Source organism: Pseudomonas wenzhouensis (genome assembly GCF_021029445.1).
Lineage (GTDB): Bacteria > Pseudomonadota > Gammaproteobacteria > Pseudomonadales > Pseudomonadaceae > Aquipseudomonas > Aquipseudomonas wenzhouensis.
This window is the reverse complement of the sequence record NZ_CP072610.1, coordinates 3,836,597-3,855,095: the sequence shown is the minus strand read 5'-3', so window position 1 is coordinate 3,855,095 and position 18,499 is coordinate 3,836,597. Positions and strand designations below refer to the sequence as shown.

The 18,499-nt window shown below is 65.6% G+C and carries 16 protein-coding genes and 1 pseudogene; 14 read left to right on the top strand and 3 right to left on the bottom strand.

Annotated features, from left to right (window positions below; genetic code table 11):
• Nucleotides 1–36: 36 nt before the first annotated feature.
• The 14 genes from J7655_RS17940 to J7655_RS17875 all read left to right on the top strand — a co-directional run bounded on the left by J7655_RS17940 (nt 37) and on the right by J7655_RS17875 (nt 14,567).
• On the top strand, nt 37–801 hold the full coding sequence (locus tag J7655_RS17940; protein ID WP_230925597.1) for a 1,6-dihydroxycyclohexa-2,4-diene-1-carboxylate dehydrogenase: 765 nt from the start codon (nt 37–39) through the stop codon (nt 799–801).
• Between the two features lie 130 nt (nt 802–931).
• Nucleotides 932–2,272, top strand: coding sequence for an MFS transporter (locus J7655_RS17935; protein ID WP_230925596.1), 1,341 nt, complete (start codon nt 932–934; stop codon nt 2,270–2,272).
• A gap of 58 nt (nt 2,273–2,330) precedes the next feature.
• Nucleotides 2,331–3,452, top strand: coding sequence for a muconate cycloisomerase family protein (locus tag J7655_RS17930; RefSeq protein WP_230925595.1), 1,122 nt, complete (start codon nt 2,331–2,333; stop codon nt 3,450–3,452).
• 16 nt (nt 3,453–3,468) lie between these two features.
• Complete coding sequence (gene catC, locus J7655_RS17925; protein WP_092377842.1) at nt 3,469–3,759, top strand: muconolactone Delta-isomerase; 291 nt, start codon at nt 3,469–3,471, stop codon at nt 3,757–3,759.
• A 30-nt stretch (nt 3,760–3,789) separates the two neighbouring features.
• Nucleotides 3,790–4,731: a catechol 1,2-dioxygenase gene (gene catA, locus J7655_RS17920; protein ID WP_230925594.1), complete on the top strand. Its 942-nt coding sequence runs from the start codon at nt 3,790–3,792 to the stop codon at nt 4,729–4,731.
• Between the two features lie 233 nt (nt 4,732–4,964).
• On the top strand, nt 4,965–6,179 hold the full coding sequence (locus J7655_RS17915) for a benzoate/H(+) symporter BenE family transporter (RefSeq protein ID WP_230925593.1): 1,215 nt from the start codon (nt 4,965–4,967) through the stop codon (nt 6,177–6,179).
• A 199-nt stretch (nt 6,180–6,378) separates the two neighbouring features.
• The gene (locus J7655_RS17910) at nt 6,379–7,659 is read left to right on the top strand and encodes an OprD family porin (RefSeq protein WP_230925592.1); all 1,281 of its coding nucleotides are present in this window, start codon (nt 6,379–6,381) and stop codon (nt 7,657–7,659) included.
• A 144-nt stretch (nt 7,660–7,803) separates the two neighbouring features.
• A complete protein-coding gene (locus J7655_RS17905; protein ID WP_230925591.1) occupies nt 7,804–8,655 on the top strand; it encodes a CoA transferase subunit A in 852 nt (283 codons plus the stop codon).
• Nucleotides 8,655–9,437, top strand: a complete 783-nt coding sequence (locus J7655_RS17900) for a CoA-transferase subunit beta (RefSeq protein WP_230925590.1) — start codon at nt 8,655–8,657, stop codon at nt 9,435–9,437. The genes J7655_RS17905 and J7655_RS17900 overlap by 1 nt, the downstream gene beginning before the upstream one ends.
• Entirely contained in the window at nt 9,434–10,639 is a 1,206-nt protein-coding gene (gene pcaF / locus J7655_RS17895) for a 3-oxoadipyl-CoA thiolase (RefSeq protein ID WP_230925589.1), read from the top strand. Before J7655_RS17900 ends, pcaF begins: the two co-directional genes overlap by 4 nt.
• A 162-nt stretch (nt 10,640–10,801) precedes the next feature.
• Nucleotides 10,802–12,154, top strand: a complete 1,353-nt coding sequence (locus J7655_RS17890) for a 3-carboxy-cis,cis-muconate cycloisomerase (RefSeq protein WP_420850895.1) — start codon at nt 10,802–10,804, stop codon at nt 12,152–12,154.
• A gap of 9 nt (nt 12,155–12,163) precedes the next feature.
• Nucleotides 12,164–12,952: a 3-oxoadipate enol-lactonase gene (gene pcaD, locus J7655_RS17885; protein ID WP_230925588.1), complete on the top strand. Its 789-nt coding sequence runs from the start codon at nt 12,164–12,166 to the stop codon at nt 12,950–12,952.
• A gap of 87 nt (nt 12,953–13,039) precedes the next feature.
• The gene (pcaC, locus tag J7655_RS17880; RefSeq protein ID WP_230925587.1) at nt 13,040–13,435 is read left to right on the top strand and encodes a 4-carboxymuconolactone decarboxylase; all 396 of its coding nucleotides are present in this window, start codon (nt 13,040–13,042) and stop codon (nt 13,433–13,435) included.
• A gap of 262 nt (nt 13,436–13,697) precedes the next feature.
• Nucleotides 13,698–14,567, top strand: a complete 870-nt coding sequence (locus J7655_RS17875) for a helix-turn-helix domain-containing protein (protein ID WP_230925586.1) — start codon at nt 13,698–13,700, stop codon at nt 14,565–14,567.
• A gap of 129 nt (nt 14,568–14,696) precedes the next feature.
• On the opposite strand, the gene J7655_RS17870 is transcribed toward J7655_RS17875, so the two are convergent.
• The 3 genes and pseudogenes from J7655_RS17870 to J7655_RS21140 form a co-directional block, all read right to left on the bottom strand.
• Nucleotides 14,697–16,391: an FAD-dependent oxidoreductase gene (locus tag J7655_RS17870; protein WP_230925585.1), complete on the bottom strand. Its 1,695-nt coding sequence runs from the start codon at nt 16,389–16,391 to the stop codon at nt 14,697–14,699.
• 227 nt (nt 16,392–16,618) lie between these two features.
• Nucleotides 16,619–17,482, bottom strand: a complete 864-nt coding sequence (locus tag J7655_RS21145; RefSeq protein WP_420850957.1) for a methyl-accepting chemotaxis protein — start codon at nt 17,480–17,482, stop codon at nt 16,619–16,621.
• Nucleotides 17,474–18,472, bottom strand: a pseudogene (locus tag J7655_RS21140) (methyl-accepting chemotaxis protein); the annotation flags it as partial. The gene J7655_RS21145 and the pseudogene J7655_RS21140, both read right to left, overlap by 9 nt.
• Nucleotides 18,473–18,499 lie beyond the last annotated feature (27 nt).

Below are 18,499 nucleotides of genomic sequence, written 5' to 3'. Positions count from 1 at the left end.
CCCCGGATCCTGTCCGGGCCTTAACCGAGGTGGGTTATGCATAAGCGTTTCCAAGACAAGGTCGCCGTGGTCACCGGCGCCGCCCAGGGCATCGGCCGCCGCGTCGCCGAGCGGTTGCTGGAGGAGGGCGCGCAGGTGGTGGCGGTGGATCGTTCCGAGCTGGTCTTCGAGCTGGCCGAGCATGCAGGCGTGCTGTGCCTGACCGCCGACCTGGAACAGGCCGGCGACTGCCAGGGCGTGATGCGCTCTGCCGTCGAGCGCTTCGGCCGCCTCGACATCCTGATCAACAACGTCGGCGGCACCATCTGGGCCAAGCCCTTCGAGCACTACGAAACGGCGCAAATCGAGGCCGAGGTGCGTCGCTCGCTGTTCCCTACTTTGTGGTGCTGCCATGCCGCGCTGCCGCAGATGCTGGCGCAGGGCGCAGGCGCCATCGTCAACGTCTCCTCCATCGCCACCCGTGGGGTCAACCGCGTGCCCTACGGCGCGGCCAAGGGCGGCGTCAACGCGCTGACCGCCTGCCTGGCGTTCGAGACCGCCGAGCGCGGCATTCGGGTCAACGCCACCGCCCCCGGTGGCACCGAGGCGCCCCCCCGGCGCATCCCGCGCAACAGTGCCGAGCAGAGTGCCGAGGAGAAAGGCTGGTATCAGCAGATCGTCGACCAGACCGTGCACAGCAGCCTGATGAAGCGCTACGGCACCATCGACGAGCAGGTCGGCGCGATCCTCTTCCTGGCCTCCGACGAAGCCTCCTATATCACCGGTGTGACCCTGCCGGTGGGCGGCGGCGATCTGGGCTAGCACAACCTCGTAGGCGCTTGGGGGACGCCTGGTTCTTGCCGGCGATCCATCAAGAGCAGCGCCGGCAAGCCGGCTCCTACGCCAAACAACCGAACCGTTCACAACAAAAACAACAGAGAGAACCCCTGCCATGCGACAGATAGACGTTCACCCGGTTATCGACAACGCGCGTTTCAGCCGCTTCCATTGGATGGTCATGGCGCTCTGCGCGCTGCTGCTGATCTTCGATGGCTACGACCTGTTCATCTTCGGCGTGGTGCTGCCGTCGATCATGCAGCAGTGGAACCTCACCCCCATTGAAGCCGGTGCCCTGGGCAGCTACGCGCTGTTCGGCATGATGTTCGGCGCCCTGGCGTTCGGCACCCTGGCCGACCGGATCGGGCGCAAGAAGGGCATCGCCATCTGCTTCGTGCTGTTTTCCACGGCGACCATTCTCAATGGCTTTGCTAGCAGCCCGACCGAGTTTGGCATCTTCCGCTTTATCGCCGGGCTGGGCTGCGGCGGGCTGATGCCCAATGCCGTGGCGCTGATGAACGAGTACGCGCCCAAGCGCCTGCGCAGCACCCTGGTGGCGGTGATGTTCAGCGGCTACTCGCTGGGCGGCATGCTCGCCGCCGGCGTGGGCATCTACATGCTGCCGCGCTTCGGCTGGGAGTCGATGTTCTTCGCCGCCGCCGTGCCGCTGCTGCTGTTGCCGCTGATCCTGTGGAAACTGCCGGAGTCGGTGGGCTTTCTGGTGCGCCAGGGCCGTCATGAGCAGGCCCGTGCGGTGCTGGCCAAGGTCGAACCGGGCCTGCGGCTGGAGGCGAGCGACCAACTGCAGATGAGCGATGGCAAGGGCCAGGGCGTCGGTGTCTTCGAGCTGTTTCGCGAGGGCCGCGCGCTGCGCACCCTGTGTCTGTGGCTGGCGTTCTTCTGCTGCCTGCTGATGGTCTACGCGCTCAGTTCCTGGCTGCCCAAGCTGATGGCCAATGCCGGCTACAGCCTGGGTTCGAGCCTGTCGTTCTTGCTGGCGCTGAATTTTGGCGGCATGGCCGGGGCCATTCTCGGCGGCTGGCTGGGTGATCGCTTCAACCTGGGCAAGGTGATGGTGGCGTTCTTCGTCGCCGCTGCCGTGTCGATCAGCCTGCTCGGCTTCAAGAGCCCGACGCCGGTGCTCTATCTGCTGATCTTCGTCGCCGGCGCCACCACCATCGGCACGCAGATCCTGCTCTACGCCGGTGCCGCGCAGTTCTATGGCCTGTCGATCCGCTCCACGGGCCTGGGCTGGGCCTCCGGTATCGGCCGCAACGGCGCCATCGTCGGCCCGCTGCTCGGCGGCGCGCTGATGGCCATCAACCTGCCGCTGCAACTGAATTTCATCGCCTTCGCCATCCCCGGTGCCATCGCCGCCCTGGCCATGGCGCTGTTCACCCTCAGCGGGCAGCGGCGCCAGGCGGCGAACGCAGCGCTGACGGCGGCCAAGGCCTGAGCCTTTAACCCTCGACCCTCCCCGTGTTCAGGGGAGGGCGACTGATTGGAAGAGTGAAATGAGCCACGTCCTGATCGAAAGCCTGACGGCGACCATCGTCGACCTGCCGACCATCCGCCCGCACAAGCTGGCCATGCACACCATGCAGCAGCAGACGCTGGTGATCATCCGCCTGCGCTGCAGCGACGGCATCGAAGGCATCGGCGAGGCCACCACCATCGGTGGCCTGGCCTACGGCAACGAAAGCCCGGAGAGCATCAAGCAGAACATCGACAGCCACCTGGCGCCGGTGCTGCTCGGCCAGGACGCGGCCAACGTCAACGCCTGCATGCAGCGCCTGGACAAGATTGCCAAGGGCAACACCTTCGCCAAATCCGGTATCGAAAGCGCATTGCTCGATGCCCAGGGCAAGCGCCTCGGCCTGCCGGTCAGCGAGCTGCTCGGCGGCCGCGTGCGTGACAGCCTGGAAGTGGCCTGGACATTGGCCAGCGGCGACACCGCCAAGGACATCGCCGAAGCCGAGCAGATGCTGGATGTGCGCCGCCACCGCATCTTCAAGCTGAAGATCGGTGCCAACGAGGTCAATGCCGACTTCAAGCACGTTATCGCCATCAAAAAAGCCCTGGGCGAGCGCGGCAGTGTGCGCGTCGACGTCAACCAGGGCTGGGACGAGTCCCAGGCCATCCGCGCCTGCCAGGTGCTGGGTGACAACGGCATCGATCTGATCGAACAGCCGATTTCCCGCATCAACCGCGCCGGTCAGGTGCGTCTGAATCAGCGCAGCCCGGCGCCGATCATGGCCGACGAATCCATCGAAAGCGTCGAGGACGCCTTCAGCCTGGCGGCCGACGGCGCCGCGTCTGTCTTCGCCCTGAAGATCGCCAAGAACGGCGGCCCGCGCGCCGTGCTGCGCACCGCCGCCATCGCTGAAGCCGCCGGTATCGCCCTGTACGGCGGGACCATGCTCGAAGGCGCCATCGGCACTCTGGCCTCGGCCCACGCCTTTCTCACCCTCAAGCAACTGACCTGGGGCACCGAGCTGTTCGGCCCGTTGCTGCTGACTGAGGAAATCGTCACCGAGGCGCCGCAATACCGTGATTTTGCCCTGCAGGTGCCGCGTACCCCCGGCCTGGGCCTGACCCTGGACGAAGAGCGCCTGGCGTTCTTCGCCCGTAAGTGAAACGGAGGCAATCCCCATGCTGTTCCACGTCAAGATGACCGTAAAACTACCGGCCGATATGGACCCGGCCCGCGCCGCGCAGATCAAGGCCGAGGAGAAGGAACTGGCCCAGCGCCTGATGCGCGAGGGCACCTGGCGCCACCTGTGGCGCATTGCCGGGCACTACGCCAACTACAGCGTATTCGACGTGGCCAGCGTCGAGGCGCTGCACGACACCCTGCTGCAACTGCCGCTGTTTCCCTACATGGATATCGAGGTCACGCCGCTGTGCCGGCATCCCTCGTCGATCCATGCCGACGACCGCTGATCTCTCAGAACAACAACGAGGTACGCCATCATGACCGTTAAAGTTAGCCACACTGCCGCCATGCAAGCCCTGTTCAAGGAGGCTGCCGGCCTAAACAACGACCAGGGCAGCCCACGGGTCAAGCAGATCATGCTGCGTCTGATCAACGATGCGGCCAAGCTAATCGAAGATCTGGAGATAAGCGAAGATGAATTCTGGAAGACCGTCGATTACCTCAACCGCCTCGGTGGCCGCAATGAAGTTGGCCTGCTGGTGCCGGGCCTGGGTCTGGAGCACTTCCTCGACGTGCTGCAGGATGCCAAGGACGCCGAGGCCGGCCTGACCGGCGGCACCCCGCGCACCATCGAAGGCCCGCTTTATGTTGCTGGCGCTCCGCTGGTCGAAGGTGAGGCGCGGATGGATGATGGCAGCGAGCTGGATCGCGCCACGGTGATGTTCCTCGACGGCGTGGTGACCGATACCCAGGGCAAGCCGGTGGCTGGTGCGGTGGTCGATCTGTGGCACGCCAATACTCAGGGCAACTATTCCTACTTCGACAAGAGCCAGAGCGATTACAACCTGCGTCGGCGCATCGTCACCGACAGTGAGGGCCGCTATCGCGCCCGCAGCATCGTGCCCTGCGGCTATGGCTGCGCCCCGGACGGCCCGACCCAGGAATGCCTCGATCTGCTCGGCCGCCATGGCCAGCGCCCGGCGCATATCCACTTTTTCGTTTCCGCGCCCGGCCATCGCCACCTGACCACGCAGATCAACCTGGCCGGTGAAAAGTACCTGTGGGACGACTTCGCCTATGCCACCCGCGACGGCCTGGTCGGCGATATCCAGTTCGTCGAGGACGAAGCGGCCGTCCGTGACCGTGGTCTCGACGGCAAGCGCTTCGCCACCCTGACCTTCGACTTCGTGCTGCAACAGGCACCCAGCGCCAAGGCCGAACAGCGCAGCGCGCGGCCACGGGCCTTGCAGGGGGCGTGATCGCTGACACCCTCTGCCCCAACCCCTCTCCCGGAGGGAGAGGGGAGACAAGCGCCGCGCGCGGATGTGAACGCTGCATCCAGCTCCCTCTCCTCTTGGGAGAGGGGTGGGGAGAGGGCAAGGCAGGCAACGCAGTGTTGCCTGCCACCCTCATTCTCAAGAGCCTCTCCTTATGGGATAGGCCACAACAAGAGCGTTTCCCAAGAAACGCCTGCCTGACCTTGCGAGGGATCATGAAAGCCCTGCTCAACGATTTCAGCCTGCCGGCCCTGGTGGCCGGGCTGCTCGCCACCACCATCTCCTACGCCGGGCCACTGGTGCTGATCTTTCATGCGGCGGAAAGCGCCGGCCTGTCGCAGGCACTGTTGTCGTCCTGGGTCTGGGCCATTTCCATCGGCAGTGGCGTGCTGGGTCTCGTGCTCAGCCTGCGCTACCGCACGCCAGTGGTGATCGCCTGGTCGATCCCCGGCAGTGCGCTGCTGGTGGGGGCGCTGCCCACGCTGGGGCTGAACCAGGCCATTGGTGCCTATCTGGTGGCCAACCTGATCCTGCTGCTGATCGCCCTGAGCGGCAGCTTCGACCGTCTGCTGGCGCGCCTGCCCGGTTCCATCGCGGCAGGGTTGCAGGCCGGCATCCTCTTCGCCTTCGGCATCGAGGTGTTCAAGGCACTGCCAGAGCAGCCGCTGCTGATTGCCTGCATGTTCGTCACCTACCTGCTGCTGCGCCGGGTGGCGCCGCGTTATGCGGTGGCCGGCGTATTGGCCGTGGGCGCGGCGCTGACCCTGTTCGGCGGACAACTGCGTAGCGAGGCGCTGGTGTTGGAGCTGGCCACGCCGCAGTGGATCGCCCCCGAGTTCAGCCTCGCCGCCACCCTCAACCTGGCGCTGCCGCTGGTGCTGGTGGCGCTGACCGGACAATTCATGCCGGGCATGGCGGTGTTGCGCAATGCCGGCTATGCCACCCCGGCCAGCCCCATCATCGGTGCCAGCGCCATTGGCGGAGTGCTGCTGGCGCCCTTCGGCTGCCATGGCCTGAACCTGGCGGCGGTCACCGCCAGCCTGTGCACCGGGCGCGAAGCCCATGAAGACCCCAAGCGCCGTTATGTCGCCGCAGTGGCCGGCAGTCTCGCCTACCTGGTGTTCGGCATCGCCGGCGCCACGCTGGTGTCGCTGTTCGCCGCCTTTCCCGCGGCGTTGATCGCCGCCCTGGCCGGGTTGGCCCTGTATGGCGCCTTCAGCGAGGCCCTGGCGCGCAGCCTGAGCGAGCCACAGGAGCGTGATGCCGGGCTGTTCACCTTTCTGGTGACGGCTTCCGGAGTGACCTTGCTCGGCTTGTCGGCAGCCTTCTGGGGGCTGTTGTTCGGCCTGGCTGCGCATCTGTTGCTGCGGGCAAGGCGGCAAGCGCCAAGTGCCACGAATGCCCCGCGGGCCGCGCCGCTGCGCGAGTGAGACGGCCGTAGGGTGCGCCGTGCGCACCGCTAGCAACGGCAATACCTGGTACGCACAGCGCACCCTGCACGCTGAAACCTCGGCCTTCGTAGGGGGCGCTGCGCGCACCCCATCCAGACCCGATTCATCCTCCCAACCGGCTGCCCCCTGGCTGCCGGATGGGTTTCTGCAACCTCGATAACAACAAAGAGTACGAGCCATGACCCACACCCCACGTCTTTGCCTGCTGTCCACCGCCATCGCCGCCTGCCTGCCGAGCCTGAGCCAGGCCGGCGAGGGCGGTTTCATCGACGATGCCAGCGCCACCCTGACGGCGCGCAACTACTACTTCAGCCGCGACTTCTCCGACATCGTCGGGCCGAACCGGCAATCCAGGGCCGAGGAGTGGGCGCAGGGCTTTATCCTCAACGTCAAATCCGGCTACACGCCGGGGCCGGTAGGGTTTGGCGTCGATGCCATCGGCCTGCTCGGCATCAAGCTCGACAGCAGCCCCGATCGGGTCAACAGCGGCCTGTTGCCCACTCGCGAGAGCGGCAAGGCAGCAGATGACTACAGCCGCCTGGGTGTGGCGGCAAAGATGCGGGTGTCCAAGACCGAGCTGAAGGTGGGCGAGCTGCAACCCAACCTGCCGGTGCTGAGCTTCTCCGACATTCGCCTGCTGCCGCCCAGTTACCAGGGCGTGAGCCTGGTCTCCAACGAGTTCGCCGGCCTGACCCTGCAGGCCGGCCACCTCAATTCCACCAGCCTGCGCAACGAGGCCGGCGACGACAAGATGCTGGCCATGCTCGGCCATCTGCCGCAGCGCGGGGCAACCAGCGATGCCTTCAACTATGCCGGCGGCGACTATGCCTTCAATAGTGCACGCAGCTCGCTGAGTGCCTGGTACGGCCAGCTCGAGGACATCTACCAGCAGCGCTTCCTCGGCTTCAAGCACAGCGAGCCGCTGGGCGCCTGGACGCTGGGCGCCAACCTCGGCTTCTACGACTCCAGCGAAGACGGCAAGGGCCTGCTCGGCGATATCGACAACCAGGCGCTGTTTGCCCTGCTTTCGGCCAGGTACGGCGGGCATACCTTCTATGCCGGTTACCAGGCGATGTTCGGCGATACGGCTTTTCCCCGCGTGTTCGCCAATGTCACGCCGCTGGGCAACGAGGTGCCCACGTTCGAGTTCGCCTCCGCCGACGAGCGCTCCTGGCAACTGCGCTACGACTACGACTTCACCGCCATGGGCGTACCCGGTCTGGTGGCCGGAGTGCGTTACATCCGTGGCGACAATGTCGACGCCCAGGCCACCAATCGCGGCGGCCCGCGCTACGAGGGGCAGGATTGGGAGCGTGATCTGGACATTGGCTACACCCTGCAAAGCGGTTCGCTCAAAGGCCTGAATGTGCGGGTGCGCAATGTCGTTGCCCGCTCCAACTACCGCAGCGATATCGACGAGAACCGGCTGATCCTCAGTTACACCTGGAATCTGCTGTAAGGCGCTGGCGTATGCATTCAGGAATTGTTCGATAATCGCACGATAAGGCGATTATCGGATTGTTTGGCCGGATGCACCGCCCTAATCTGGGCTCACTCGCCACCCTGGAACGGTGGCACCTGCAACCTGAAGAGACCTCCAACGATGGCCGACATCATCACCCTGCGCGAGGCCATTTCGCGCCATGTCCACGACGGCGATTGCGTCGCCCTCGAAGGCTTCACTCACCTGATTCCCACTGCCGCCGCGCACGAGATCATCCGCCAGGGCAAGCAAGACCTGCACCTGGTGCGCATGACTCCGGACTTGGTCTATGACCTGCTGATCGGCGCCGGTTGCGCGCGCAAGCTGACCTTCTCCTGGGGCGGTAACCCCGGTGTCGGTTCGCTGCACCGCCTGCGCGACGCGGTGGAGAAGCACTGGCCGCACAAGCTGGAAATCAGCGAGCACAGCCACGCCGCCATGGCCAACGCCTACGTGGCCGGTGCCTCCAACCTGCCGTTCGCCGTGCTGCGTGGCTACCAGGGTTCCGACCTGGTCAAGGTCAACCCGGACATCAAATTCATCGACTGCCCGTTCAGCGGCGAGAAGCTGGCCGCGATCCCCAGCGTGCGCCCGGACGTCACCGTGATCCACGCGCAGAAGGCCGACCGCAAAGGCAATGTGCTGATCCAGGGCATCCTCGGTGTGCAGAAGGAAGCCGCCCTGGCGGCCAAGCGCTGCATCGTCACGGTGGAAGAAATCGTCGACGACCTGCAGGCGCCGATGAACGCCTGTGTGCTGCCGACCTGGGCCATCAGCGCGGTCTGCGTGGTGCCTGGCGGCGCCCATCCGTCCTACGCCCATGGCTACTACGAGCGTGACAACCGCTTCTACCAGGCCTGGGACCCGATTGCCCGCGACCGCGACACCTTCACCGCCTGGATCGATGAGTACATCCGTGGCACCGAGGATTTTGCGCAGTACCAGGCGAAAGTGAATGGGGAGGCCAAGTGATGAGCGCGTTCAACACCAATGAAATGATGACCGTGGCTGCCGCACGCCGCCTCGGCAATGGCAGCGTCTGCTTCGTCGGCATCGGCCTGCCATCCAAGGCCGCCAACCTGGCGCGCCTGACCCATGCCCCGGAAGTGGTACTGATCTACGAATCCGGCCCTATTGGCGCCAAGCCGAGCGTGCTGCCGTTGTCCATCGGTGACGGCGAACTGGCCGAAACCGCCGACACCGTGGTACCGACCGGCGAAATCTTCCGCTACTGGCTGCAGGGCGGGCGCATCGATGTCGGCTTTCTCGGCGCCGCCCAGGTCGACAAGTACGGCAACATCAACACCACCGTGATCGGCGATTACCACGCGCCGAAAGTGCGCCTGCCGGGCGCCGGTGGCGCGCCGGAAATCGCAGGCTCGGCGAAGAAGGTGCTGATCATCCTCAAGCAGGGCCATCGCACCTTCGTCGACAAGCTGGCCTTCATCACCTCGGTCGGCCATGGCGAAGGCGGCGATCATCGTAAGCGCCTCGGCCTGCCGGGCGAAGGCCCGGTGGCGATCATCACCGACCTGTGCATCATGGAGCCGGAAGCCGGCACCAACGAATTCATCGTTACCTCGCTGCATCCGGGCGTGACCCGCGAGCAGGTGATCGAGAACACCGGCTGGCAGATTCGTTTCGCCGACAGCGTGGGCACCACCGAGGCGCCGACCGCCGCGGAACTGGCCGCCCTGCGTGATCTGGAAGCGCGCACCGCTGCCGCCCACGGCCAGGCTGGGGGTGAAGAATGAGCCGCGACGTATTCATCTGCGACGCCGTGCGCACGCCGATTGGTCGCCTCAATGGCGCGCTGTCGGCGGTGCGCGCCGACGACCTGGCGGCGATTCCGCTCAAGGCGCTGGTCGAGCGTAACCCGCAGGTCGACTGGTCGGCAGTTGATGAAGTGTTCATGGGCTGCGCCAACCAGTCCGGCGAGGACAACCGCAACGTGGCGCGCATGGCCCTGCTGCTCGCCGGTCTGCCGGAAACGGTGCCGGGCGTGACCCTCAACCGCCTGTGCGCCTCGGGCATGGAAGCGGTGGGCGCCGCCTTCCGCGCCATCGCCTCGGGCGAGATGGAGTTGGCCATCGCCGCTGGCGTCGAGTCGATGACCCGCGCGCCCTACGTGATGGGCAAGGCCGACAGCGCCTTTGGCCGTAGCCAGAAGCTGGAAGACACCACCCTGGGCTGGCGCTTCGTCAACCCGCTGATGAAAGAGCAGTACGGCGTCGATCCGATGCCGGTCACCGGTGACAACGTCGCCGAGGATTACGGCGTCAGCCGCGCCGACCAGGACGCCTTCGGCCTGCGTAGCCAGCAGCGTGCGGCAGCCGCTCAGGAGAGCGGTTACTACGCCGAGGAAATTGTCCCGGTGGTGATCAAGACCAAGAAGGGCGAGATCGTCGTCGAGCGTGACGAGCACCCGCGTGCCGACACCACCGCCGAAGGCCTGGCCAAACTCAAACCGGTCAACGGTGACGGCAAGACCGTCACCGCCGGCAACGCCTCGGGCCTCAACGACGGCGCCTCGGCGATGATCCTGGCGTCCGCTGAAGCGGTGCAGAAGTACGGCCTCAAGCCACGCGCCAAGGTGTTGGGCATGGCCAGCGGCGGCGTGGCTCCGCGCATCATGGGCGTCGGCCCGGTGCCGGCGGTGCGCAAGCTGCTGGCGCGGCTGAACCTGAGCATCGAGCAGTTCGATGTGATCGAGCTGAACGAAGCCTTCGCCGCCCAGGGCCTGGCCGTCACCCGCGACCTCGGTCTGCCGGACGACAGCCCCAAGGTCAACCCGAACGGCGGCGCCATCGCCCTCGGTCACCCGCTGGGCATGAGCGGCAACCGCCTGGTGCTTACCGCCGTGCATCACCTGGAAAAGACCGGCGGCAAGCTCGGTCTGGCGACCATGTGCGTGGGCGTCGGCCAGGGCCTGGCGCTGGCCATCGAGCGGGTGTGAGGCCTGTCGAGCACTGTAGGGTGGGCTTCAGCCCACCATTTACGGCGGTGGGCTAAAACGGATCGCCGCCCGGCCCCCCCTACGCCCCTCCCACGGTGCCGTGCGCGGCGCCGCCGGTTGATGCCACACTAGCCGTACATTTTTCCCAGGAGCGTTGCGCGCGTGAGCAACCAACTTTTCGATGCCTATTTCACCGCGCCGGCCATGCGCGCGATCTTCTGCGACGCCGGGCGGGTGCAGGGCATGCTCGACTTCGAGGCCGCCCTGGCGCGGGCTGAGGCGCGCGTGGGGCTGATCCCCGCCGAGGCCGTGGCGCCCATCGAGGCCGCCTGCAAGGCCGAACTCTATGATTACCCGGCGCTGGCCCAGGCCATCGCCACGGCGGGTAATTCCGCCATCCCGCTGGTCAAGGCATTGGGTAAGCGCATCGCTGTCACTGCCCCTGAGGCCGAACGTTATGTGCACCTCGGTGCCACCAGCCAGGACGCCATGGACAGCGGCCTGATGCTGCAACTGCGCGCTGCCATCGGCCTGCTGGAAAGCGATCTGGCGAAGCTGGGCGATGCCCTGGTGGCGCAGGCCGAGCGCCATATCGACACTCCGCTGGCCGGGCGTACCTGGCTGCAGCAGGCCACGCCGGTCACCCTCGGCATGAAGTTGGCCGGTGTGCTCGGCGCCGTTACCCGCCATCGCCAGCGCCTGAGCGAACTCAAGCCGCGCCTGCTGAGCCTGCAGTTCGGCGGCGCCTCCGGCAGCCTGGCGGCACTGGGCGAGGCTGGCTGGTCGGTCAGCGGTGCGCTGGCGCAGGAGTTGGAGCTGACCCAGCCCGAGCAACCCTGGCACACCCAGCGTGATCGCCTGGTGGAATTCGCCAGCCTGCTGGGGATGATCGCCGGCAGCCTCGGCAAGCTGGGCCGCGACCTCAGCCTGCTGATGCAGACCGAAGCCGGCGAAGTCTTCGAGCCGGCTGCGCCGGGCAAGGGCGGCTCGTCGACCATGCCGCATAAGCGCAACCCGGTCAGCGCTGCCGTGCTGATCGGCGCCGCCACGCGCGCGCCGGGCCTGGTGGCGACCATGTTCGCCGCCATGCCGCAGGAGCACGAGCGCAGCCTCGGCCTGTGGCACGCCGAGTGGGACACCCTGCCGGAGCTGTGCTGCCTGGTCTCCGGCGCCCTGCAGCAGGCGCTCTTGGTGGTGCCGGGGCTGGAGGTGGATGCCGCGCGTATGCGCGCCAATCTTGAGCTGACCCAGGGGCTGGTGCTGGCCGAGGCGGTGAGCATCGCCCTGGCGCAGAAGATCGGTCGCGATGCTGCCCATCACCTGATCGAACAGTGCTGCAAACAGGCCGTGCGCGAGGGCGTTCACCTGCGCGCCGTGCTCGGCGCCAACGCCGAGGTCAGCGCACAACTTTCTGCTGCCGAGCTTGATCGTCTGCTCGATGCGGCGCATTACCTGGGCCAGGCTCGCCGTTGGGTCGAGCGGGCCGTTGCCGAACACAACCAATTGTCGCGTTAGGAGTCATTCATGCCTGCCGTACGTCTCGCCGATGGCGATTTGAACTACCTGCTCGAAGGGCCGGCCGGTGCGCCGGTGCTGGTGCTGTCCAACTCGCTGGGCACCGACCTGCACATGTGGGACGCGCAGATCGCGGCCTTCACCCAGCACTTCCAGGTGCTGCGTTACGACACCCGTGGTCATGGCGCTTCGCTGGTGACCGAAGGCCCGTACAGCATCGAACAGAACGGCCGCGACGTGCTGGCCCTGCTCGATGCGCTGGGCATCGCCAAGGCGCATTTCTGTGGGCTGTCCATGGGCGGGTTGATCGGCCAGTGGCTGGGCATCAACGCGCCCGAGCGCATCGAGCGCCTGGTGCTGTGCAACACCGCCGCCAAGATCGGCACGCCGGAGGTGTGGAACCCGCGCATCGAAACCGTGCTGGCCGGTGGCGCTCAGGCCATGCGTGATCTGCGTGATGCGTCGATCTCGCGCTGGTTCACCGCTGACTTCGCCGAGGCCAATCTGGACAAGGTCGAGCCCATCGTCGGCATGCTGGCGCAGACTTCGCCCGAAGGCTACGCGGCCAACTGTGCAGCGGTGCGTGATGCCGATTACCGTGAGCAACTCGGCGCCATCCGCGCACCGACCTTGATCGTCTGTGGTAGCGGCGACCCGGTGACCACCACTGAGCATGGCCGCTTCATGCAGGAGCGCATCGCGGGTGCCGAGTTAGTTGAGTTCCACGCCGCGCACCTGTCCAACGTGCAGGCGGGCGATGACTTCAGCCAGCGCGTGTTGGATTTTCTGCGCGCCTGAGCCTGTCATGGTGCGCACGGCGCACCCTACGGTGTGTGTGGAACAGTAGGGTGCGCCGTGCGCACCGCTTCTTTTGGGAGTGATGCTATGGACGAGAAACAACGCTACGAAGCCGGCATGCAGGTGCGCCGTGCGGTACTGGGCGATGCCCACGTCGACCGCAGCCTGCAGAATCTGACGCCGTTCAACGAAGAATTCCAGGAGATGATCACCCGTCACGCCTGGGGCGATATCTGGACGCGCCCCGGCCTGCCGCGCCACACCCGCAGCCTGATCACCATCGCCATGCTCATCGGCATGAACCGCGAAGGCGAACTGAAGCTGCACCTGCGTGCGGCGAAGAACAACGGGGTGAGCCGCGAAGAGATCAAGGAAGTGATCATGCAGAGCGCCATCTACTGCGGCATCCCGGCGGCCAATGCCACCTTCCACCTGGCCGAAGCCGTGTGGGACGAGCTGGGTGTCGAGTCCCAGCAGGACTGAACCCGCGAGTAATGCAGCGCCGCACGGACCACGCATCCGGGCGGCGCTTTTTATGCCTGATGCGCGTGACTGAGGGGGGGCTTCGCCAATCACAACCCTCCCAGTGATCATCTCTCCCATAATGCCTGTACGATGATTTTTCCGAGAGGTGGCGCTGTATGCGGGCCTATGCCCGAGTCTGCCTTCTTATGGATCAAAGCCTGCTTGCAGGGCAGTATCTGGCAAGTGCCATTGGATTTTTCGAGGGTTCCGGAGTCCTGCCATGATTGCTTCGAAAGCGCCCCTGGTGCCGGTGTTCAAACTCTACGGTGAGACTGCTGCGTGGCCGACACCTGACCTGATCCATTGCGAGTCGATTCCCGAGCGCAGTCAGTTGCACGGCTGGGAGATCAAACCGCACCGGCATGCGGATCTGTTGCAGTTGCTCTATGTACAGGCAGGGGTGGCGGAGCTGGAGGTCGAGGGCCAACTACGTCAGGTGCGTAGCGCATCGCTGCAGATCGTGCCGGCGCTGTGCGTGCACGGTTTTCGCTTCTCGCATGACATTCAGGGGTATGTGCTGAGCCTGGCGCGTCCGTTGGTTGAACGGCTGGCCGCACCACTGGGGCAGCAGGCACTGCAGAGCCCCATGTACTACGAAGTGGGTGAGCAGCGCCGTTATCTGGATGCCCTGTTCGAGTCGATCGCCCAGGAGTACGGCCGCTTCGAACCCGCGCGGGAGCTGATGCTGCAATTGCTGATCAGTGTCCTGCTGGTGACTATCGCACGTCGTCAACTGGCGCACACTCAGGCGCAGGAACCTGCCGATGCCAGAGGGCGCGAGCATGTGCAGGCATTCGTGCAGTTGCTCGAAGTCCATTTTCGCGAACATCTGCCCATCGAGCACTACGCCACGCGCCTGGGCATCAGTGCTGCGCACCTCAATGCGCTGTGCCGGCGGCTGGCCGGGCAGTCCGCCTTGCAACTGGTCAATCAGCGGCTGCTGTTCGAGGCCAAACGGTGCCTGGTGTATACCACCATGACGGTGAGCCAGGTTTCAGACAGCCTGGGCTTTTCCGAACCGGGCTACTTCTCGCGCTTCTTCAAGCGTGGCACCGGCATGGCGCCTAAGGCGTTTCGGCTGCATCGCTGAACTGTCCGGTTGCATCAACAGCATGCGCCACAGCTGAAGAGGGTGTCCGGCGATTGCGACTTTGATCGCTGCCCGTTTGCCATGCGCTTTACCGCGATATTCACGCCCGCCACCCATGGCTACTGCAGTTCAGAGCGTGGCCGCGTGGCGTCCGGCGATATAGCCGAAGGTAAGCGCCGGCCCGAGGTTGATCCCGCCTGACGGATAATGTCCACCCAGGGGGCTGGCCATATCCGTCCCCGCTGCATAGAGCCCTGCAATCGGTTGGCCAGCAGCATCCAGCACTCGCGCCAGGCCATCGGTGCGTAAACCAGCGAAGGTGCCGAAGCAGCCGGGCTGTACCTTCACCGCATAGAACGGGCCGTGCTCGATGGGCGCCACGCAGGGGTTAGGGCCGGCGTGCTGGGCGTCGCCACTGCGGCGATTGAAGGGCGTGCTGCCACGGCCGAATTGCGGGTCTTCACCGAGGCGCGCGTGGCGGTTGAAGTCATTGACGGTGGCAACCAGGCCAAGCGGATCGATGCCGCAGGCAACGGCCAGCTCTTCCAGGGTGGCGCCGCGCTTGAGGTAGCCGTTGCGGATATGCGGCGCCACCGGCAGCGGCGCCGGGCGGGCGAAGCCGAGGCCATAACGACGCTGGAAGCGGTGGTCGCAGATCAGCCAGGAGCAGGCCTCCTGATCCTCGGGGATTGCCTTGAGCATGGCGTCGACGTAGTCGTAGTAGCCGCCGGCCTCGTTGACGAAGCGCTGGCCGTTTTGCAGCACGCCGATGATGCCGGGCTTGCCGCGGTCGATGATGTGGGGGAAGTGACCGACGCTGCCGTCGGGGTAGGGCACCTTCGACACCGGCGCCCAGGCCACCGGCGAGCGCAGGTCGTCGGCCACACGTCCGCCAACGCTTTCGCCCAGGCGCAGGCCGTCACCGGAGCAACTGAGCGGCGGCAAGGCGAGGTTGTCATGGCCGCTGGCATCGCGCGGGAACATCGCCTGGCGCCGCTGCGGATCATTGGGGAAGCCGCCGGCTGCCAGCACCACGGCCTTGGCGCGGATAGTCATGTCCTCGCCGGCATGCAGCACCACGGCGCCACATACGCTGCTGTTCTCGACGATCAGGCGCTGCGCGGGCGTGGACTCCAGCATCTGCACACCGAGATCCTGCGCCGAGCGGGCCAGACGGGCGATCAGTGCCACGCCGTTGACCAGGTGCATGGCGCGACCATAGCGGGCCAGGTGGTAGAGGTGGCGGGTGAAGCGGCGGATGACGTGCAGCAGCGCCTTGGGCGAGCGGGTCATGTTGAGGAAGGCGGCCAGATCGGCACCGGCCATGATCGGCATGCCCATGAAGGAGGTCTCGCGCATGGTCTTGCGCAGGCGTGGTAGCAGGTCGAGCACCTCGCGGCCATCGTAGGGCGCGGCGATCACCTGATGACCGCCGGTGGCGGCGCCTGGTGTGTCGCCGTGCATGTCGGGAATACCGTTGCCATCGACGAACTGCAGCGCGGTGTGCTGCTCGAAGAAGGCGACCATCTCCGGGCAGTGCTGCAGAAAGGCGTCCACCAGCTCGGGGCGATAATGCTCGCCCAGCTCGTTGCGCAGGTAGGTGCGCGGCTGCTCGATGTCTTCAATGATGCCGGCGCGCTGGGCCAGCGGGTTGCGTGGCGCCCACAGCCAGCCGCCGGACCATGCAGTCGCGCCGCCCAGCACCGCGTCCTTCTCCACCAGGATCACCCGTTTGCCCAGGTGCGCGGCGCTGACAGCGGCCGCCAGCCCGGCCGCGCCGGAACCGACCACCAGCAGATCGCAGTCGAGTGAGGCGTTGGGCATGGCTGATCTCCGCATTTGTTATTTATTGGAACTTGGTTCCGGATTTTATGTGATGAATGTCGAGGCGCCAAGCACTGTCGGATGATTCGCCCGGGAAGTCGTGCGGTTAGCGGTCAATTATTGAAGGTGTAGCGCAGATGCAATCCGTGAAAGGGCAGTGACTGCGTCTTGCGCATGAGCCGCGATGGTGGACAAGCCGCGGGTTGTCCACCCTACGGCTGGGATGTTCAGGTACGAAAACGGCCGATGCGCAGCTGCAACTCGCCCCCCAGCCTGGCCAACTCGGCACTGGACAGTGCAGTTTGTTCGGTCGCGTTGGCGCTTTGTTCACCGATGCTGCGCACGTTGTCCAGGCTACGGTTGATGTCCATCGCCACCGCACTCTGTTGCTCGGCGGCACTGGCGATCTGCTGGTTCATCTGCTCGATCAGCGCAACGGCCTGATTGATCTGCGTGAGGCTCTGGCCGGCCCGCTCGACGCTGCTTACTGCGTCATGGCTGAGGCTCTGGCTGGCCTGCGTCTGAGCGACGGCCTGCTGCACGCGATGCTGCAGGCTGGCAATCAGCGCTTCGATCTCGCGAGTCGAGTCCTGGGTGCGGCGCGCCAGGGCGCGTACTTCATCGGCGACCACGGCGAAGCCGCGGCCTTGTTCACCGGCACGCGCCGCCTCGATGGCGGCATTGAGCGCAAGCAGGTTGGTCTGCTCGGCGATGGATTTGATCACATCCAGCACACTGCCAATGCGTTGGCTCTCGCCTTGCACCTGGCTGACGGTCTGCCCGGTGTGCGCCACTTCGGTGGCCAGGCGCTCGATCTGCTCGACGACCTGGCGCACCTGGAGATCACCGTCGCGGGTTTGCGCTTCGGCCTGTTGCGCGGCTTGTGAGGCGTGCTCGGCGTCACCGGCTACCTGTTGCACGCTGGCGACCATTTGCTGCATGGCACAGGCCGTCTGGCTGGACTCTTCGCTCTGTTCGCGCACGCCGGCGCGGGTCTGTTCGCTGACGGCAGACAGCTCCTCTGCGGCAGCGGCGATCTGCGTCGCGCTACCGCCAATCTGCCCGATCAATTCGCGCAGGTGGTCACGCATGCTCTGCAGTGCACCAAGGAGTTGACCGACTTCGTCGCGCCTCGTGACGCTGCGAGTGCCACTGAGATTGCCGTCTGCGACCTGTTGGGCCAGTTGCAGGCACGTGTGCAGTGGGCCGACGATCATTCGGCGTATCAGCCAACTGGCCAGCAGCGCCAGAAGCAAGGCGGCAGCGGTCAGCAGGGCCAGAGCTTGCAGGGACTCGCGGTTGCCCTCGCGCATGTTCTGCTGCTGGCGTTTCTGCAAGGCGTCGCCGTGCTCAAGCATGCCCCGCGCCAGCTCGGTCAGTTGCTGACGACTCTGCTGTTCGGCCTCATGGCTCTGCCGGTAATGTTCGAAGGATTCGCGATAGCTGTCGAGCGCGCGCAGTGCTTCGTCCAGCGATGCCTGCTGCAGTGCGGCGAGTTGTGCACGCAACTGTTGCGCTGCTTCGGTCATGCTGCTGAAGCGTGCCTGCCATAGAGCAGCATCGGCAGCGTCGTGGTGGGTGATGAAGCGGCTTTCTGCCTGGCGCAGTTGCAGCAGGCTCTGACTCAGGCGCGCTGCAGCCTCGGTCTGATCGACGCTACTCTGAGTACCCGCTGCGCCTTCGAACAGTTGATTGCGAAGCAGGTTGAACAAATCCTGAGTGACCATCTCGAACTGGATCAGCGCTTCGTCAGCACGTATCGCCATGCCGGTCTGCGCGGTGCTGGCCTGTGACTGCGTCGCTCGCAGCAGAGCGAACTGCTGCAGATAAGCGCTGTTGTCCTGCTGCAGTTGTTCGGTGTCGGTGGTGAGGGTGGTCAGTTGTTCGGTGATGGCGGCGTGCTGATCGGCTATCAACGCTGCGTGAGCGGCCTGCGGAGTCAGCAGGTAATCCTTTTCGGCGAGGCGCAGTTGCACAATCTGCTGCTTCAGATCGGCCACCTGGAGTGATTGTCCGGCATGCCCGAGGATGTCGCTGGCGGTGCGCCAGCCACCCAGGGCGACAGCCAGGGTCAGCAGCATGACCAGTGAAAAGCCCAGCAGAAGCTT

Excerpts from the sequence above, each read along its gene's own strand:
- J7655_RS17940 (WP_230925597.1), top strand. The coding sequence starts at position 37 with ATGCATAAGCGTTTCCAAGACAAGGTCGCCGTGGTCACCGGCGCCGCC.
- J7655_RS17935 (WP_230925596.1), top strand. The coding sequence starts at position 932 with ATGCGACAGATAGACGTTCACCCGGTTATCGACAACGCGCGTTTCAGC.
- J7655_RS17930 (WP_230925595.1), top strand. The coding sequence starts at position 2,331 with ATGAGCCACGTCCTGATCGAAAGCCTGACGGCGACCATCGTCGACCTG.
- catC (WP_092377842.1), top strand. The coding sequence starts at position 3,469 with ATGCTGTTCCACGTCAAGATGACCGTAAAACTACCGGCCGATATGGAC.
- catA (WP_230925594.1), top strand. The coding sequence starts at position 3,790 with ATGACCGTTAAAGTTAGCCACACTGCCGCCATGCAAGCCCTGTTCAAG.
- J7655_RS17915 (WP_230925593.1), top strand. The coding sequence starts at position 4,965 with ATGAAAGCCCTGCTCAACGATTTCAGCCTGCCGGCCCTGGTGGCCGGG.
- J7655_RS17910 (WP_230925592.1), top strand. The coding sequence starts at position 6,379 with ATGACCCACACCCCACGTCTTTGCCTGCTGTCCACCGCCATCGCCGCC.
- J7655_RS17905 (WP_230925591.1), top strand. The coding sequence starts at position 7,804 with ATGGCCGACATCATCACCCTGCGCGAGGCCATTTCGCGCCATGTCCAC.
- J7655_RS17900 (WP_230925590.1), top strand. The coding sequence starts at position 8,655 with ATGAGCGCGTTCAACACCAATGAAATGATGACCGTGGCTGCCGCACGC.
- pcaF (WP_230925589.1), top strand. The coding sequence starts at position 9,434 with ATGAGCCGCGACGTATTCATCTGCGACGCCGTGCGCACGCCGATTGGT.
- pcaD (WP_230925588.1), top strand. The coding sequence starts at position 12,164 with ATGCCTGCCGTACGTCTCGCCGATGGCGATTTGAACTACCTGCTCGAA.
- pcaC (WP_230925587.1), top strand. The coding sequence starts at position 13,040 with ATGGACGAGAAACAACGCTACGAAGCCGGCATGCAGGTGCGCCGTGCG.
- J7655_RS17875 (WP_230925586.1), top strand. The coding sequence starts at position 13,698 with ATGATTGCTTCGAAAGCGCCCCTGGTGCCGGTGTTCAAACTCTACGGT.
- J7655_RS17870 (WP_230925585.1), bottom strand. The coding sequence starts at position 16,391 with ATGCCCAACGCCTCACTCGACTGCGATCTGCTGGTGGTCGGTTCCGGC.
- J7655_RS21145 (WP_420850957.1), bottom strand. The coding sequence starts at position 17,482 with ATGCGTGACCACCTGCGCGAATTGATCGGGCAGATTGGCGGTAGCGCG.